Below are 18,062 nucleotides of genomic sequence, written 5' to 3'. Positions count from 1 at the left end.
ACCGGCGCGAGCACAAACATCAAAGCCGATTATGATAGCGATTCCCCATACGCCGGCCACCAAACCTCAAGCGAGGGTACGCAGACCATAGGCTGGAAGCCTCCGCCAAGCGGCAAGAAATACAACGCACACATGAAGATACCATGCATGGTATGCCATGACTCGCACGGTTCAAGTAAAGGCAACTATAAGATGCTTGCGGATGGCCTTTATGCGTATGCAACAAGCCCAACCGGAGGCAACTGGGCTGACCCAAATGAGAACGGTAAAATTGACCCCGGTGCTGAGGCATGCCTGGTTTGCCATCCAAAGAGTACAGAAACAAACCGAAATAGTATAATAGCGGGCATAAAGATGCCTTATCTACCGGTAGGCGGCTCAGTTAACCACGATACCGTAACTGGCTGTGACTGCCATAATACCCATAATCCGCAGCCCCCAAATGCTACCGAGTCAGTTGGGGGAACAGCGTGCGAAAGCTGCCATGCCAATATACTGAATTCAATGCAGAGCAGCTCTGGCTACCATCACTACGTAATTACTGCTGAGGCAGTGTATCCGACAGAGAGCCCGGCGGGCAATAATTACATGCTGCAGCCTGGGACACGCTCGTGCTTAATGTGTCATGTCGATCATGACATGTTCAGGCCGGATCTTAACTCAAACGGCAACCGAGCAAGAAACCTCCGTGCCGAGATTCAAACAGCGCCGTCAAAGAACGATATTAATTCCTACATGGCGACCGATTTTGACAACAACGCAATGCGTGGCGGCATATGCTTATCATGCCACGCCGCGGCAAGCTTTACTAAAGATACAAATGGTCAGACCGGCGGTAGCACAACAACACAGCTCTTAAACAAAAACGATTACAATGCGTCCGCGCACAACTACCAAGCCAGCTCCACATTTACTAAAGACACCTCAGCATTTAAGGGCAACTGCGTAAAGTGCCACAACGACACAACCAATAAACTGTATCAGAGCACCACACCCAAGTTTGCTAATCATAATTCAAACTTTAAGAGCTTACTAACAGATAACGGTACTGCAGGCGGCGGAACAGGAATCCCTACCGCCGAAGCAGCAGATATAGATAATTCCGGCCTTGAGGAAAACTTCTGCTACCTGTGCCATAGCGGTACCGGAGCCGGCGGCAACGATATCTACGGGCAGCTGATGAGTGGCAAAGCCAAGAACATCAAGGACCAGTTTGCAAAGGCTTATCGGCATCCGGTTGAAACGCCGGGTAAACATACTTCGGATGAGTTTGAGAAAGCAGCCCCGGGTTGGATGCCGGCAAACAATCGGCATGCAGAATGCGAGGACTGCCATAATCCGCATGCCGCAAAGGCCGGAGACCGCGCGGTTGGCGACCCAGCCAACGGCAACAAAGCTGGTCCAGCTATAGCCGGAATCTGGGGCGTCTCGGTTACCGATTGGGCAACTGGCGCTTTCGCAAAAACACCTTCAGTCACATTTGAGTATGAGCTTTGCCTTAAATGCCACTCCAGTTATGCTTGGGGTACAGGGCCGGCTCCCGCAACGACATGGCCAAACGGTGCAGCCGGTGCCACGCAGGCCGACCCGGTTCAGGATTTCAATCCAGGTAACCTAGGCTACCACCCGGTGGCAGCAACCGGGAAAACCGCGCCAACGGGCGGCGGTGCTACTAAGCTGCCGTTGACTTTTATAGCGCCGTATGCATGGAACTCACTCATCACTTGTAGTGATTGCCATGGTGACGACGGCTGGATTTCTAATGGCAGCGTAGCGTCCGGCCCGCATGGATCTAATTCTCGCTACATGCTTCGCCGGTACTATAACTCAGCGCAGGGTGTTTGGACAAGCAACTTCTGTTACGAATGCCATGACTACAAAGTATACGGCTTCCAGCAGCTGGGTCCAAATATAGATATCTATTCTGCTCCTATGGACCCATACAAGAGCTATTCACGCGTTGATCACCCACTTACAAGCAAAATGGCAAACGGAAGCTTAAATATGTTCAGGCTCAACCAGGATGAGTCTTCTGGACCGATGTGCTTTAACTGCCACGGAGCCTACGGCGGCACTATCCAGAACATGAGGCTTGGCGGTATTCACGGTTCCAACCAAGGTGTCGGCACTTACGGTACATCACCGATCGGCCAGCGATTGATGAACGGCTCTAATGTAATCGGATATACTGCACCATCAACAACATTATCGGGCAGCTGCTGGACTTCCGGCACAGCATCTAATCCGTCGTTATCAGATTGCACGCAGCACAGCAGCGGTGTTAGCATTAGTAACAGTAATTGGGATTACTAACGGAAGGACTATTTAAAAATCGATGATAAAAGCCAAACAGATCTTTACAACGATCTGGCGTTTTTTAACATCAAGGTTTCTGGCAATAGTATTGATGGCCGTAGCGGCATTTGCTATGGCCATCGCCAGTATAATCCCCCAGCAAGGGCGTGCACTACCGGAAGACATAATGCAGTGGGAAAAAGGGCCCGCTTTTTTAGTAAAGGCCGTAGAGCTTACGGGTCTTAACAACCTCTACTCATCAACATGGTTCTACGATATCTTCGGATTTATCATCGCTTCAATCCTTTACTGTACCACCCGGCGTATGTATCGCGAGGTCAAAGAGCACCGGCATCAGAGGGGTCTCTGGCCGTCGGTGTTTTTCCATATCAGCTTTATCATTATATTTGCCGGTGGTCTCGTCTCGTTTCAAACGAGGCAGACGGGCGCGGTTATCATCACCGAGGGAGACACTTATACCGGGGATATATATAGCCTTAACAACCGTGACTATCTCTATTTAAAAGAAAAACCGTACCTTTTTGACCCAACGCGGGAAATATCCATAACGCTTGAGGGTTTCAAAGTGACCCGGGATTCAAACGGTAAAGCCGTTGATTATGCAGCCAGTGTTTATGCCATCGATGGTCAAAACGAGAAGGAAACCGCTGTGCGGATAAACCAACCCCTGTCATTATCTGATGGAGAAAACCTCACGCTGCAAAATTACGGCCTGGCACCCCTTCTTCGTGTAATTGATAACAAAACCGGAGACGTGGTTGGCGAACAACACTATAAACTCCCCTCAAATATTGGTAAGCCTGAAAAAACTCCATACCGGCTGCCCTACACAGATATTAATATCCAGGCGGTGTTTTATCCAGACGTCGTCAAGGATGGATCAGGCTATGCGACTAAATCCCAGGAACCTAAAAACCCCGCCTTTTATATCCGGGTAACCGATGGCTATGGCAAGGAACAAATCAAGGGCCTGCTAAAGATGGGCGGTACCCTTAAAGGAGAGCATATCTCAATCACCCTGAAAGATATAAAATACTGGGTCAAATTTGGTGTGGTAAGAGACAAGGGTATCGGGATAGTCTATACAGGCTTTGCTCTGGCCACGCTAAGCATCATCTGGCGAATGCTCCCCCTCCTTTTAAGGGGAATGAAGGGTGGTGCCATGGAAGAGCCATTATCTTAATTAGATAACTTCTGCATTCAAATTTTAATTTTTAATTCCTTACTTATCTCCTATAATTGTAAACCCCTACCCACCAATGGTTTTACAATCCCTCAACCTTACATCCACCCTCTTAGTAGTTGTAAAACTGCCTGTTGATTGCTAAACTTCATAGTGGAAGAATGTGGATTGTGGCAAAGCTATTAGTAAGATTAGTAGATTATTCATAGAAACAACTTACCGAATACAGGTATCATTATGAAGCTCCCTGAATGGCCATCCAGCCGGTTTAGATATATTAGCTATATATTATTGATTCTTGTAGCTACAGCGGCAATATGCATCCTGCCACAGGCGGCGCTCGCGGCGCAGCTAACGGTTATTTCCGAGCCGGTTGCTCGGGGTTCGGTTACTACAAACGCATCGTCGGGACAGACCTATATACCGATGCAGGCGATCACCCTTATGGCGGACAGCGGAAGCATAACAGTGACTGCTATTCAAATTGCTGAATACGGTGATGGGGTCGCCAGCACAAATATAGCAAACGTCTGGATTTACAAAGAGACGAATTCAAGGGCTGGCTTCCAAAGCCCTAACGCCCCGGACATAACCCCGGATACTCTGGTAGCCACATCACCCGGGACGTTCCAATCCGGTGAAGAGACGACGACTTTTAGCTTTACCGTAAGTCAAACTGTAACAACTGAACCTTCAGTTTACTACATCGTCTATAAAATCAAGAATTCGGCAACGGTCGGCACAACGGTCGGCTCGCGGCTTGAAAACGAGAGTGCGATATTAGTATCCGGCGGCGATACCGTAGCGGCTTTCTCTAACCTGCAATCAAGGCTTCTGCCGATCGTCTCATCGCCGCACGGTACGTTTTCCACAACAAGCAACTTATGCCAGGTATGCCACACTGTTCATCTTGCCCCCGATTTTTCAAACGAAACGACGCTGTCGGCGGGCACCACTTTTATGATCTTAAACCGGTCTTATTTGAAGGACCCCGATACCGTAAACAACTACTCGCATACCGCATATAACTACCTGTGCGAGGCGTGCCATAACGGTACCGGCGCAAGCACGGATATCAAAGCAGACTATGACGATTCTTACTCGCCAGAGACAGCGGGCCACCTGACAAAACATGCGAGCACCTACGATGAGAGTACATCAAGTGGAACGTGGTCCCCACCCCCTGCCGGGAAGCATTACAACGCTGGTGTAAAAATACCCTGTTCAATCTGCCACGATGTTCATGTTTCAAACAAGGGCAACTCTAAAATGCTTGCAGACGGTCTCTACGATTATCAAACAAAGCCTGTTGCGCAGGGCGGTGGCGGTTGGACTGACCCTAATGGCGACGGCAAGATAACTGCCGGCACTGATGAGGTTTGCCTGGTCTGCCATGCAAGGCCAACCGAGTCAAACCGTAACAGCATCGTCATGGGAATAAAACTCTCGATTAACGTTACAAGCCCAAACCACGATACAAGAACAGGGTGCACTAAATGCCATAAGCCTCACACACCTTACGGCGAATCAAAAGGGGGCTTGGCATGCGGGGGATGCCATGATAGCATATATAACCCTATGCATGGGCAAACATCAAGCTATCACCACTATATGGCATCGGCAAGCACGGGCCATCCAACGGATAGCCCAGCAGGCTCTAACTATGATCTAGCTGACGGCAAGCGTACATGCCTTATGTGTCATGTAGACCATGACTATTTTAGAAGCGATATTAATGCAAATAACACAACCGGCAGGTCGCGAAATTTACGCGCTGCGATTCAAACGCCCCCCGTCAAAACGGATTTAAGCACCTACCTTGCAACGGACTTTGATAATTCGCAAACCTACGGCGGAATATGTATGTCCTGCCACAGCCAGGCTTCTTTTGAGAAGGATAGAACAAACCAGAAGGACGACAACAGCACTTCGACCCCGGTTCTCAACAAAGCCGGTTACAATAGCTCAACCCATAATTACACAACAGGTGTAACATCGAGTTACCCAAAGGATAGCTCGACTTATACCGGAAATTGCGTTAAGTGCCACAACGATTCGATGACTAAAGATTTTCAAACAAGCACATTAAAGTTTACGACCCATGACTCTACCTACAGGTATATCTTAACCAACAACGGTACTGCAAGCGGCGGAACAGGCAGCCCGACTGCATCAGCGGTCGAATCGACTTATAACTCGCTTGAGGAAAACTTCTGCTATGTATGCCATAGCGGCGGCACAGAATCTGGAGATGATATTTACGGCAAGAACATGAGCGCGAATGCCAAGAATGTATACGAGCAGTTTACGACAAGTAGCATCGTCTCAAAACATCCCATCGCATCCGCAGCCGGAAAACATTTTGCAGACGAGGCGTCTTCAACTACTTACAACTGGAACATGGGCACCAACCGCCATGTTGAGTGCACAGACTGCCATAATCCGCATGCCGCGCAGGCCGGCGTGCATAGCGTGCGCTCAAGTACAATCGGGGCGGCACTAATTGGCGTATGGGGTGTATCAGTTAACTACTCAGGCGTGAGTAACTTTACAAACCCTTCAACTTCCACCGCGTACTCTAGGGTAGTGCTCACATCAACAAGCGAAGAATGGCAGCTTTGTTTTAAGTGCCACTCCAACTATGCTTACGGAACTACTGTACCCAGTCTGCCAAGCGGCGGAACACAGACAAACATACCCAAGGAGTTTAACCCAGGGAACGCCAGCCTTCACGGCGTAACTGGGGCAAGCAAGATACTGTCGACGGTACCAAACAGCAGCTTCAATAACGGCTGGACCACCTCAAGCCGCATGACCTGCACAGATTGCCATACCGCATCATCGATGATAACCCGTGGGCCACATGGCTCAACTAACAAATGGTTGCTAAAGGCAAAATACAACCCAGATGAAAATACCTTATCCAACCTCGATATTTCAGGCCAAGGTGCGAACGGAAGCTTTGCGCTCTGCTTCTTATGCCACGCATGGAATACGTATGCTGGCAACGGCTCTGCCAACAGCACCGGCTATACGGACGGATACATGAATCTGCATGTAATGTATGAGCATAAATATGGAACCTCATATACAATTGACGGTTCGACCCACATTGTAACGTGCACGACTTGCCATAGCCGTATACCTCATGGCATGAACAAGGAGCACCTTATCGCTACTGCGGGATACCAAGCAGGTGCGCCAGGCCAACCTTACTGGAACGGCCAATGGGGTGCCGCATCCAGACCCCAAATAAACCGATTTATCCACCCAAGCAACCATTTATACTCAGAGAACAATTGCGGAACAAACTCAGGTTCCCCTAGCGGTGATTACGGGTGTGGCGAATGGGTCCATGACAACATACTTTCAAATTAATTGGCAAACACCGGTCTCTTTGACTTGCTAATCCCGCACTGTTAGACTTAAAGCGGAAGAAAGCGGGGATGAACACCGTTGGCTCAATTCCTCAACAGTACCTGGAGACTTACCCTATCAAGAAAGCTTGCCGTATGGCTCCTCGGCTTTCTCGGAGTGCTTGTTATTATCTCGCGCTTTATCCCACAGCACTATGGCGGTAACTTAAGCGTCTACTTAAGCTGGAAGGCATCGCATCCCTTCTGGGCTCTACTATTTGAAAAAATAGGCCTGACAAACATCTATACCTCATGGCTGTTTATCTTTCTGTGCTCAGCACTTTTTATAAACACTACCGCCTGCACACTTCAACGGACGTACAATTTACTTTCTGCACGCAAAAAGGAGTGCAGTATTGGGCTTGACAGCCTTAAGGCTTCAAAAACGTATTTTAAGATCGACCTAATTGACGCAGAGCCACAGGCTGCAGAAGATAAAATCACCGCACTTCTTAAGAAGCGTCTTTTTAGAGTAAAACGGTTAGAGTCAACTGCCGGCACAGCTCTTATTGCAATTCGGGGCCGCTTTGCCGAGTGGTTTAGTCCGCTTTTCCATTTTGCCCTGATCCTGATATTCCTTGGCGGCGCAATAACCGGTTTGACCCGCTTCTCAGGCATTCTTGAGCTTACCGAAAGCCAGATAGCAATTGAGGACAGTGCAAACTATATCAAAATATTTGAGAAGGGGCCTCTTTTTAATAATGCACACCGGAGTTTTGAAATCAAACTTGTCAGGTTTACACCGGTATACCTATCAACCGGTGAGCCAAAAAACTTCTACAGCACCATTGCTTTCAGCAACGGCTGGGAGAGAACTGACACCGACATATGGGTTAGCAAACCGGGTTCCTATCAAGGTGTATTAATATACCAAGGGCAGATAAACGGCATATCCGCTCTCCTTTCATTATCGAATACCAAAGGTGAACCAATTTCTTCATCATTTTTCCTTTTTGATAAACCTAAAGAGATCGGAAAACCGCTTGTTGCAAAGCACGATATTTCGGACGCTGGGGTTTCATTTGAAGGCAGACTCCTGCCTAACCCTGCCTGGAGAAAAGAAGGCAGCGGGGCTGCTTGGAAGATAAGAAACCCGGCGCTCGACCTTAAAATCCTCAAAGACAAAAGAACCCTCTACCATGGCCGGCTCTTACTTGGACAAACCGCCGAATTTGAAGGGTACCGACTAACATTCGAGGATGCTAAATACTGGTCAAGCTATAACATCGTGATAGATAAAGGCCGGCCAATCATCTTTGCCGGTTTCTGGCTCGGCCTTATCTCTCTGGGGTTACTATCTCTCTTGAACGAGAAAAGAATCTCAATTATCATACAGACTGGTGATAAACCAACGATACATGTTGCCGGCAATTCCAACAAGTACAAGGCCAGTTTTAGGGAAGAGCTTGTGTCTTTTGCTGCTGACCTAAAATCGGCATTAGGGGTCGTTAAAGAGTGATAAACGCAGAAGCAATTCTATTCTGGTTCGCAGTGGCTGCATATGTCTGCGCCACCTCGCTATACGGCATCGCCATCGCTTTTAAGCGCGGAAGACTTGTGCTCCCGGCAACGCTTATAACCGCATTAGGGCTTATCCCCCATTCTGCATCGCTTATCCTTCGCTGGATAAGGCTTGGCCATGGGCCATACCTACTCAAATATGAGGTCTGGGTATCTGACGCCTGGATAATCGTCGCCTTTTTTTTGATATCCCAGCTGGTCTACCCAAGAATCCGAGCAGCTGGCCTCATTGTTGCGCCGGTAGCTCTCCTGGTAATGGGCGCGGCAGTCACGTTTCCGGATTCGAGGGGCTACTTCCCGCCGACGTTTGATAGCCTATGGCTGGTCGTCCACGTTACCTTTGCAAAACTTTCATTTGGCTCGTTTATCATCGCAAGTGCGCTTGCAGCATTTTACCTGGTAAAGAGAAGGCTTGAAGCGGCTGGCTCAGCGGCAGGATTCTTCGACCGATTACCGCCGCTCGGCGTAATGGACGACCTGATTTACCGCTTTACCATCTTCGGTTTTTTTATGCTTGCGGTAATGATCATCGCCGGCTCATTTTGGGCCAACAAATCATGGGGTCGCTACTGGGGATGGGACCCTGTTGAAACCTGGTCGCTTTTCACCTGGATTGTCTACGGCGTGTACCTGCACTTAAGAAGAACCCTCGGCTGGCACGGGCAGAGGGCTGCTATGTTTTCACTTGCCGCAATAATCTTTGTAGCTGTTGCATATTTCGGAATTCCCTATCTGCCAGGCACAATTCACACCGAGTTCGGGAGGTAGCCATGCGTTATAGAAATCTACCCATCATGGTTATCTTGCTATTTGCCCTTGTGGTTGGTTTTGTATTTACACTTACAGGCTGTGGCAATAAACACGAGAGAGCACTCGAAAATGCAGTCCAAACATACAACCGTCTTATCCCCGTTGCCTTTGAATCTAAAGACCTTAAGAACCTATCCAGCATCGTCTCGCCAACCGAATATCACCGCATAGAGAGCTATATCGAGTATCAGGAACAGCAAGGAAAGCCAATTCGGGCAAAGCTTGAGCGACTAGAATTTGTAGAGAGCAAGTCAAAAAAGGATAAGGGCTATGTCAAAACACGCGAGTGGTGGCTCTACAGATATGAAGACGACCAAGATTCGGGCCAAAGTCCGCTAAAGATATATTATGAGGTGCGCTATGAGCTTGTAAGAAATAAGAAGTGGCTCATCGATAAACTAAATGTCACCAGGTCGGAGACCCCCTTAAACAAGAAATTTAACGGGCGCTATATCTCTTTTTCATACCCTGAAAACTTCGAGCCCGTCTCTCCTAAAAAATCCGGTTACCAAACCGGCGGCAACCTGGAATTTGTAACGCTTACCGACCCGGACAGAAAAGAAACAGAGATCGTGGTAGTTGTAAGCCCCAACAATACGGGACTGGAAGCTGATTATAAAGTTCTCAGCAATGAGATAAAACAACAATACGGGGAGCTTTATCCTGGGACCAAAGTCACCGGAACTGATGTTGTAAAGGTCAAAGGCAAAAAATGGCTAAAAGTTAACATGAGTTACACATTTGGTGAAAAAACCGGTATAAAAAAAGTACAATATGCCCACATCGGCAAATCCCGAATTTACTGGCTTACATTTTCAACCGCCCCCGAGGGACACGAAGACAGCTCCGGGATGCCCGAATCTATCATGAAAACAGTTACCCTTAAATAGCCCGCAACAAAACATAAGCCGCACCTCTTTATAGAATCCAGGCATTTGATTACCTTTTGCTGCCCGCATATAATCATATAAGCACGAAAAATTGCGGGGTGATTTTGCTGGAGTTTAAGCTCAACCAATCCTCTAAAAAGGTCCTACTGGTAACCCCGCCTTACCATTGCGGTGTGCTGGAATCCGCCGGGGTCTGGCTTCCGCTACCCTTTGTTTATATAGCCGGTGCTCTAAGAAAGGCAGGCTATGAACCTTCCATCCACGATGCAATGAGTCGCTTTGACGATTACAATGCTATCAGGGAGCGTATTGAGGCCGAGAAGCCTGCTGCGGTATGTTCAACCGCATATACAGCAACCGTGATCGACGCCATCCAGGTATTAAAGCTTGCTAAAAATATCGACTCCAGAATTATAACTATTCTGGGCGGTGTTCACCCGACCTTTTGCTGGGATGAGATACTAACCAATGATGCAGATGCGGTTGATTTTATTGTGCGCGGCGAGGGTGAGGAGACGCTGCCCGAGCTTCTTGCCGCTGCCTTTGCAAAAGGCAATCCTACTAAAGTGGCCGGCATCGCTTATGTGGAAAACGGCCGGCCGGTGGCAACACCCCCGCGCCCGTTTATCCGCGACCTTGACTCGCTTTCAGGAGCGTGGGATTTGCTGGACTGGCCACTTTACACTTTCCGTACAAAAGATAACTCCACTCTTGCCGTTATGCAAACATCCAGGGGATGTACTCAAGCCTGCACGTTTTGCTCGCAGCAGCTTTTCTGGGCACGCAAGTGGCGCGCCCGAAGCCCGCAAAGTGTTGTTGCCGAGCTTGAGTTCTTGCGCGATAGCTTTGGGGTTGATGTTGCGATGATAACCGACGAGGTGCCGACGCTAAACCGCGCAAGGTGGGAGCGCATCCTTAACCTTATAATAGAGCGAAATGTCGGAGTTGACATTCTGATGGAGACACGCGCCGATGACATCCTTCGCGACGAGGCAATAATGGACAAATACAGACGTGCTGGAATCAGTCATATATACGTCGGTGTGGAATCAGGCTCCCAGGAAACCCTTGACCGATGGAATAAAAATATAAAAGCCGAGCAATCCCGCCGGGCAATTGAGCTTATCAACAAAGCCGATATAATATCTGAAACTGCCTTTGTCCTGGGAATGCCGGAGGAAACTTCGAATTCCATTGCCAATACCGTTAGTCTTGCCAAACACTATAATCCCGACCTTGCCTTTTTTCTGGCGATTGCCCCCTGGCCTTACTCTAACCTCTACCCAGAAGTAAAAGAGCATATTGTGACACAGGATTATCGCAAGTATAACCTCGTTGAGCCGGTCGTCAAGCCTTTGGCAATGAATCTTGATGAGTTCTCGGCTGCACTAATGCAAGCCTTTCGTGAGTTCTATATAGATAAGCTAAAGCAATTGGATTTGCTATCGCCTTTCAAACGCAACTATATGGTCAAAGTTACCAGGCTTCTTACAGAGCACTCTTATCTTAAAGAGCAGATGAAAGGCCTTGGCGAGATGCCCCCTGAGGCTTTAGCTACAATCCTGACCAGCGAAATTCCCGATGTCCGTCTTGAAAACTATGAGACGATGGATTATAGTTGCCGCAGGCCGTAGAAAGCAGCCAACACCGAAGCTTTTTAGGGAGCTTGGTTATGACTGGAATTGAAACAGTGTTTTTCTGGATAACAGTTATTTTACTTGCCATAGCATCGAGCTTATTTGCAGGCGGCATATCCTTTAGGAGGACTCGCCCGATCGGGGTGGCCTACTGGCTAACCGTAGCGGCCGCAGCAGCCCTCACTATCGCAATTATTTCGCGAACGTTAGCGGTCGGGCATCTTCCGTTAACCAGTAAGTATGAGGGTTCGCTAACCACCCCCTGGCTAATGATATTGATTTACGTATGGCTGCAGTTTAAGATTAAAAACCTGCGTCCGTTCGGTGTCGCAATTGCCCCAATCGCCCTTATAATTCTTGGCGCCGGCGTCATGTCTGGCCCCAAGATCGGCCCGCTGACTCCACAGCTTAGAAGCATCTGGTTGTATGCACATGCAACTTTTTCGCAACTTACCGTAGTATCGATGCTTGTAGCTTTTGGTCTGGCAGTTCTCTACCTTTTTAAAGAAAGAGGGCTTCGTGCGGGATACGGTGCGGGCACTTCCGGATTAAACAAGCTTCCAGCACCCGAGGTTCTGGACGACTTGAGTTTTCGCTTTATCATTTTTGGCTATATAACGTCAACTATAATGATAATTACCGGCTCTATCTGGGCCAATCATCTATGGGGAAGCTATTGGAACTGGGACCCAATAGAAACCTGGTCGCTCATTAGCTGGCTTATTTATGGGATCTACCTGCATACCAGGTTTTCTTATGGATGGAAGGGACGCCGTGCCTCCTGGTTTGCTATAATAGCTACTATAAGTATTATCATTAATTTTTGGGGCGTCGCCTACTTAACACAAACATTTCATATCCTAAGCAGGCTCAGTTAGGGGGAAATTTATTTGTCAGTCGCCTTTTGTAGCCCGAAAAGCTACTGGGGCGAGAAAATTGCCCGCATTAAAAACCCAATAATCAAAAAGTACTTTCCCTTTTTCCTGGTTGCCGGCGTCGCTTTGGCCGTGGCTCTGACAGCCTACTATATCTATTATCCGACAGCCAGCCAGGTTCAGCTTCCAAAGAAATACTCAGATAGCTATATTTCTTTCAGCCATCCCAGAAGCTGGATGCAGGTAAAACCAGAAGAGGCCGGGTATAAAGCTGGAGATAGCAAGGTTTTGAAAGTTTTTACCGATGGGCTCAGGAAAACTTTCCTGGTCTACGTCGTTAAAGAAAACAATTTTAAAGCCCCTCTGGATTACAAGGCGGTCGAAAAGGAGATACGCAGCAGCTACGAAACCTTATACCCCGGAACAAAAATTGTATCCACTAGGCCGTATAAGATCGATGGCAAGAACGGCCTTGAAATAAGCATGGAATACAAGGTGAAAAACAGCGTCTTCAATAAGACCCAATATGTTACATCGACCAGTAGTTACGTATATTGGATAACCATCACCTCCACCACCGAAAAGACTGATACCAACCGGGAAATTATGTACCGGATTCTGGATACTGTGAAGCTAAAACCGCATTAAAAGGCCAATGATTGTTTGCTAATACCCATAGAAATTGCACATTTCCCAGATAGTTGTTCGTTTATTAGCTCGTTGCAGTGCTTGATTGGTTACCTTTTATTATGATAAAATTTACTAACAGGAGCGTTTTAAGGATTCATCAAGGGTTTTTTGTACAAGCTAATACATTTGACAGGCTCATAAAGGTATATGCAGGAAGTCATCCTGTTGAAGTAGATTAAAGTTCATCCTCACAGCAGTAATGCATAGCGCAACCATAATCCGCTATCCAATGCTTGACCTGCAAATAAGCTTGTTAGTATAATGTAAATAACTGGCAAAGCTAATTTTTTACAAAACTAACGCTTAATTTTCACAAACAGCATCGTCCAGAAGCTAGGAAAAGAAGGTTGGTATGGGCTTTACGAAAAAAGGATTGATTTTTTCTCTTTTAGCTCTAGTTATTCTATTGCTGGCACCGGCCGCAGTCTTTGCCGCCGGTTATAACGATCCGCTTCAATACACAGTGGCAAACGGTTACCCGCAAGGCCCACATGGGGGTTACACTACTACAACAAATAAATGTAAAGAGTGCCATGCAGTTCACCTGGCAACTGGTTCATATGTGTTGACCAGATCTAATACCGCAAGCGAAGCGTGTGATTTCTGCCATAACCCCAGCACAGGACTCGCCACTAAAAAAGTGAGCATGAATGCGAATGGGCACGGCATCAACGCAGGTGCACCCGAGCCGCTCGTAGCTCCGGATGATACTACCCCTACCGCATTTTCCATATCACAGAGTAATTGGGGTTGTGACAGCTGCCATTCAGTGCATAATAATAGCGTTGTAATACTTGCGGATGTCGGAACATCTAAGCTCTTAAAAGCCGATCCAAATCCAGGTAAGAACTACCTTTTCTATAATCCAAGCCTGATCGATACATCAACGCGTCAGACACCGCAAAAGCTTGCCGCGTGGTGCTCAGCCTGCCACAATGCAAACTTGGGCTCTCACAAAACTAGCAAGCAGGCCTGGACGGGCACAACAGCCATAACAGCTTACAGCCACGACTCGTCCGAAACTTCAACGTCGCTCGACGGAAGTGGGTTTGCGCTGGACGTGAACCCTAAAGATGAAATAAACAAAGGGCCTAATTGCAGGCAATGCCATCCCGCAGAAGGCGGCAGTTTCCCGCACAGCGGTGCGGCACCGAGCATGCTGGTATCAGGAGCAAGCCAAAGCGGTACGGATAAAAACTATCTGGATGCAGCATGCATAAACTGCCACAACACAGCGGCATTGCCGTAACGTAAGAACTGCCGTAACGCAGCAAGGGGATTTATGAATCAGTAAAATAATTAGTCATAAAGTAATGCCTCTAAAACGAGGCATTACTTTATTAAGGCATACCGGCGTTCTCTTTTGGAGAAGTTTTTGGAGCTGGTAGCTCTCTTTGTAGCCCATATCCTGCCGTATCCGTATGGCAAATGAGGCAAAAATCTGGCTTGTGGCAGCCGGAGCACCATGCCGGCGATGCCTTTACCGCTTCTTTGTGTCCCTTTACCCAATCATCGCCATGAGGCGAGTCCTGGTGGCATTTTCCGCATATCGCCTCGTCATGGCACTCAAAGCAGAGCTTTTTTTCGGTAAAAGCTTCAAGTGCGTGGGATTTTTTGGTCCAATCCTCAGAGTGAGGCAGCTGGAGTGTATGGCACTCCAGGCAGCTACTTGCCAGGTGGCAATTCTTACACGATATCTTATCCGGTAAGCTGACCATCGGATATTCGTCACGGTTAAGACTTTGCTTAGCTCCCCCTCTATCGGTATGACATGTGCTACAATTAGCCGAAGCCTTCTTCTCATTGTGGCAGTCGACACAGCGGCTCATTCCAAAGTCATCGAGCTGTCTTTTCTCTACATGAAAAAGCCCCTTGGAAAAGTGGCAGTCGATACATCTGTAGCCAGCATCAAGCGGCTCCTTATGCTTCATCCTTATCGTTCTGCTAACAACAACCGATTTTAAAACATCCGAGTGGCAGGTTAAGCATGCCTCGTTTGATACTTGCGCCGAGACCACATTCCCCCAAAGACCTGCCTTAGAAGCAAGCATGTCGACAAGCTCTAGTTTACCGGTGAAAGCGGCGACTATGCCTGGCTGCTGGTGACATGATACACACCTTACCTTTTTATGAACCGTAGAAGTAGATTTTTCGTAGGCAGCCTTCATTTCATGACAGCTCGTGCAGAAATCCGTCTTTGCCGAGTAAGCCGAGAAAACGCCCAGCAAGAAAATTACCGCTGTACCCAGTACCAAAATAGCAATTAATCTTTTCCTGATCTGTAACCTTAGCTCTTTCACTTCAACCGGTTTAGGAGTCTGCTTAACCGGGCGAACAAATATTATCGCTACGAGAACAAGGATAATAAATATCAGCAAGATACCTAAGCCAACAAGAATAGGAACCTCTCTCATATGCAGCTCAGGTTGTCTTATTACAGCTATTATATGCTGTAGGAGTTCGCTAAAGCTTGGTTGCCTCACTTTTTCTTCCCTATAACCTCGTTCTTGTGCACATGCTGGTCATGGCAGCGCTGGCAATCCTTTTCAAAGTGACATGACAGGCATACATTCTTGCCGGAAACTTCCACTTCCCATTTATGTACGACAATAAATGTCTGCGGGTGGGGCATTTTTATGCGATGGCACTGCATACAAAATTTCTCTTGTTTATGGCAGACACGGCAGTCACCCGGATTTTCCTTTGCATCCTCACCGTGGATATATGCCCAACCCTCAGGATGCGGAACTGTTGAGTGGCACCGCTGGCAATCCTTTTCAAGGTGGCAACTCTTGCATAAATAGAGACTTCTGGAGCCGTGAATTTTTTGCCAATTATCGCCGTGGGCGATGCCCCAAGTCCGATAGGGCTCCATGCCAAGCCATACTTTTCCTAAATGGCAGGTCTGACACCTTGACGAGGCCTCCCTGTCGTTGTGGCAACCGCTGCATTTTTCCATTAAAGAGATGCTCTTCTTGCCCGTTTTGTTTTGATGTGCCACCAGTTCATGGCACTCGGTACAGCGGATATCTGCGTCAATTACCTCGCGATGGCTCATCATGACTTTAAATCTAGTGACAATCCCGCGCCTTAAATCTTTGTGGCAGGTAAGGCACGCATCATTATCAACGTTTGCCGTAATAGGCTTCTTGTAGTTACCGGTTAAGTAACTAAAGATCATACCGGCCTGCTCTAGTTTCTGGATAGGCATGGCCGTAAGGTACGACTTCTTGTGGCAAGCTGTGCATTTAACGCTGCTGTGGCTTGAGGCGCTAAGTTCTTTTGCAGCAACCCTCATAGGATGGCATGCTTGACAGAACACCGGGTGCGACGATACCGATGAAAAGAATAGCAGCACTAAAAAAACAAGCAGCGCAAAAATCGGAACAGGCAATCTATATATCTTGGTTATGCCTAACTTCCTTAGTAAATCCCGTGAAACAAGCAGCAGGATTACGGTTAAAACAAGGGATAAACAAAGGGCAGCGATAACCAAGTGTGTATCGTTTATCTTTGTCAGCAATGCCATCAAGGATTTAGGCAATGTCACTTTATAAAATACCACCAATTTTATAATTAAGAATCCATTAAGAATCCAGAAGCCGGGTATCAGGAGTCGGAGTAACTGTTTATGTGGTTTGTTCCAGCCGCCGAATTCTGTATGCGGGCCCAAAAATCGGCCTATTTTTAAGCGCAAACAGGTAACGGTTCTAGACAATTTAATAGTATAATTCAATGAGTTACATAAAGCTAGACTGCAGATTTTATCAGGCTATATCCAGGTTACCGGGGGTTGGCTCGTATCCTGCCTCTGGCTTCTAGTTTCTTGCATCTGATATAATATGTACGCTATGAAGCAAATTAAGCCATGTTTGGGGGTATCGCGTTGGCCAGGCGTACAACCGATCAAGAAGATAATTTTTTAGACAACCCTTCAGATGACTTCCTAGATAGGTTCTCCAACAATTCTCTGGAGAAGTTTTTGCAAAAACTCCCCAGGATAGGTGATAAGACAAAAAGAGTCCTCATAATTGCAGCCTCTGCTATCCTTGCTATTTTAGTAATCGCCCTCGCCACATATTTTTTGCCCAAGGGTTCTACAAACAGCCATACAAGTCATAAGGCTAAAAGGAATTTAACAAGCGAATCAGAAATAGTCGCCGCATACAACAAGGGCAAATATAAAGATATTGTGCCCGGTTTGGAGAAGCTTGTTGAGGCCGATGGGAACAACTTAAAGCTGCGCGAGATGTTAGCCTCTGTGTATCTTCTGACCGGAGACAATAAAAAAGCTTACGACCAGTATCAGGCAATCTTAAAAATCAAGCCGGATGACGCGGAAACTCTTTACAAAACAGGTGTATTGCTTGAGCACACAAACAGAGAAAAAGAGGGCATCACTTACCTTATCCGGGCTACACAGGCGGCACCGAATGTGGTTCTTTTCCACATAGAGCTCGCACGCGCTTATACAAAGGCCAAACTATATGCCGATGCGGTCAATGAGTGGAAGAATGTGCTTAAACTGCTTCCGCCTGCCGATAAAACTAGAGCCAATGTACTAGCTGAAATGGCGGGTATCTATATAGGACAAAACGACTTTGCACAGGCTAAGGAGATTATCGCAACCGGTCTTGCTATAGACCCTGATAATCAAACCCTAAGAATGCTTGAGACAAAGATCGGTGGGCAGATCCAAACACCGCAGAGACGGAGCTGATCCG

General features: G+C 47.5%; 13 protein-coding genes. 11 read left to right on the top strand and 2 right to left on the bottom strand.

Annotated features, from left to right (window positions below):
* The 10 genes from K6T91_02005 to K6T91_01960 form a co-directional block, all read left to right on the top strand.
* Window positions 1-2,313: hypothetical protein (locus tag K6T91_02005; GenBank protein MCL6471567.1), on the top strand; the 2,313-nt coding region annotated here is incomplete at its 5' end.
* Window positions 2,314-2,335: 22 nt separating this feature from the next.
* Window positions 2,336-3,499 carry a cytochrome c biogenesis protein ResB gene (locus K6T91_02000; GenBank protein MCL6471566.1) on the top strand — a complete coding sequence of 388 codons (1,164 nt, stop codon included), beginning with the start codon at window positions 2,336-2,338 and terminating at the stop codon, window positions 3,497-3,499.
* Between the two features lie 237 nt (window positions 3,500-3,736).
* Window positions 3,737-6,877, top strand: coding sequence for a cytochrome c3 family protein (locus tag K6T91_01995; protein MCL6471565.1), 3,141 nt, complete (start codon window positions 3,737-3,739; stop codon window positions 6,875-6,877).
* A 78-nt stretch (window positions 6,878-6,955) separates the two neighbouring features.
* Window positions 6,956-8,374: a cytochrome c biogenesis protein ResB gene (locus tag K6T91_01990; GenBank protein ID MCL6471564.1), complete on the top strand. Its 1,419-nt coding sequence runs from the start codon at window positions 6,956-6,958 to the stop codon at window positions 8,372-8,374.
* On the top strand, window positions 8,371-9,204 hold the full coding sequence (gene ccsA / locus K6T91_01985; GenBank protein MCL6471563.1) for a cytochrome c biogenesis protein CcsA: 834 nt from the start codon (window positions 8,371-8,373) through the stop codon (window positions 9,202-9,204). The genes K6T91_01990 and ccsA overlap by 4 nt, the downstream gene beginning before the upstream one ends.
* 2 nt (window positions 9,205-9,206) lie before the next feature.
* Window positions 9,207-10,136: a hypothetical protein gene (locus K6T91_01980; GenBank protein ID MCL6471562.1), complete on the top strand. Its 930-nt coding sequence runs from the start codon at window positions 9,207-9,209 to the stop codon at window positions 10,134-10,136.
* A gap of 104 nt (window positions 10,137-10,240) precedes the next feature.
* Window positions 10,241-11,770, top strand: coding sequence for a B12-binding domain-containing radical SAM protein (locus K6T91_01975; protein ID MCL6471561.1), 1,530 nt, complete (start codon window positions 10,241-10,243; stop codon window positions 11,768-11,770).
* A 38-nt stretch (window positions 11,771-11,808) separates the two neighbouring features.
* The gene (gene ccsB / locus K6T91_01970) at window positions 11,809-12,651 is read left to right on the top strand and encodes a c-type cytochrome biogenesis protein CcsB (GenBank protein MCL6471560.1); all 843 of its coding nucleotides are present in this window, start codon (window positions 11,809-11,811) and stop codon (window positions 12,649-12,651) included.
* A gap of 12 nt (window positions 12,652-12,663) precedes the next feature.
* Window positions 12,664-13,296 carry a hypothetical protein gene (locus K6T91_01965; protein ID MCL6471559.1) on the top strand — a complete coding sequence of 211 codons (633 nt, stop codon included), beginning with the start codon at window positions 12,664-12,666 and terminating at the stop codon, window positions 13,294-13,296.
* 394 nt (window positions 13,297-13,690) lie between these two features.
* Complete coding sequence (locus K6T91_01960; GenBank protein MCL6471558.1) at window positions 13,691-14,587, top strand: hypothetical protein; 897 nt, start codon at window positions 13,691-13,693, stop codon at window positions 14,585-14,587.
* 91 nt (window positions 14,588-14,678) lie between these two features.
* Here K6T91_01960 and K6T91_01955 read toward each other — a convergent pair whose 3' ends face one another.
* A complete protein-coding gene (locus K6T91_01955) occupies window positions 14,679-15,821 on the bottom strand; it encodes a NapC/NirT family cytochrome c (protein MCL6471557.1) in 1,143 nt (380 codons plus the stop codon).
* The gene (locus K6T91_01950) at window positions 15,818-16,888 is read right to left on the bottom strand and encodes a NapC/NirT family cytochrome c (protein ID MCL6471556.1); all 1,071 of its coding nucleotides are present in this window, start codon (window positions 16,886-16,888) and stop codon (window positions 15,818-15,820) included. Before K6T91_01950 ends, K6T91_01955 begins: the two co-directional genes overlap by 4 nt.
* A 336-nt stretch (window positions 16,889-17,224) precedes the next feature.
* On the opposite strand from K6T91_01950, the gene K6T91_01945 reads away from it, so the two are divergent.
* Entirely contained in the window at window positions 17,225-18,058 is an 834-nt protein-coding gene (locus tag K6T91_01945; GenBank protein ID MCL6471555.1) for a tetratricopeptide repeat protein, read from the top strand.
* Window positions 18,059-18,062: the final 4 nt, after the last annotated feature.

It is taken from the genome of Bacillota bacterium (assembly GCA_023511485.1).
Lineage (GTDB): Bacteria > Actinomycetota > Aquicultoria > Aquicultorales > Aquicultoraceae > CADDYS01.
Note: the sequence above shows the minus strand (reverse complement) of the source record. Positions and strands in the feature narration are given on the sequence as shown.

Bases quoted from the DNA above. Each gene is read 5' to 3' on its own strand.
- ccsB (MCL6471560.1), top strand. From the start codon at position 11,809: ATGACTGGAATTGAAACAGTGTTTTTCTGGATAACAGTTATTTTACTT.
- K6T91_01980 (MCL6471562.1), top strand. From the start codon at position 9,207: ATGCGTTATAGAAATCTACCCATCATGGTTATCTTGCTATTTGCCCTT.
- K6T91_01960 (MCL6471558.1), top strand. From the start codon at position 13,691: ATGGGCTTTACGAAAAAAGGATTGATTTTTTCTCTTTTAGCTCTAGTT.
- K6T91_02000 (MCL6471566.1), top strand. From the start codon at position 2,336: ATGATAAAAGCCAAACAGATCTTTACAACGATCTGGCGTTTTTTAACA.
- K6T91_01995 (MCL6471565.1), top strand. From the start codon at position 3,737: ATGAAGCTCCCTGAATGGCCATCCAGCCGGTTTAGATATATTAGCTAT.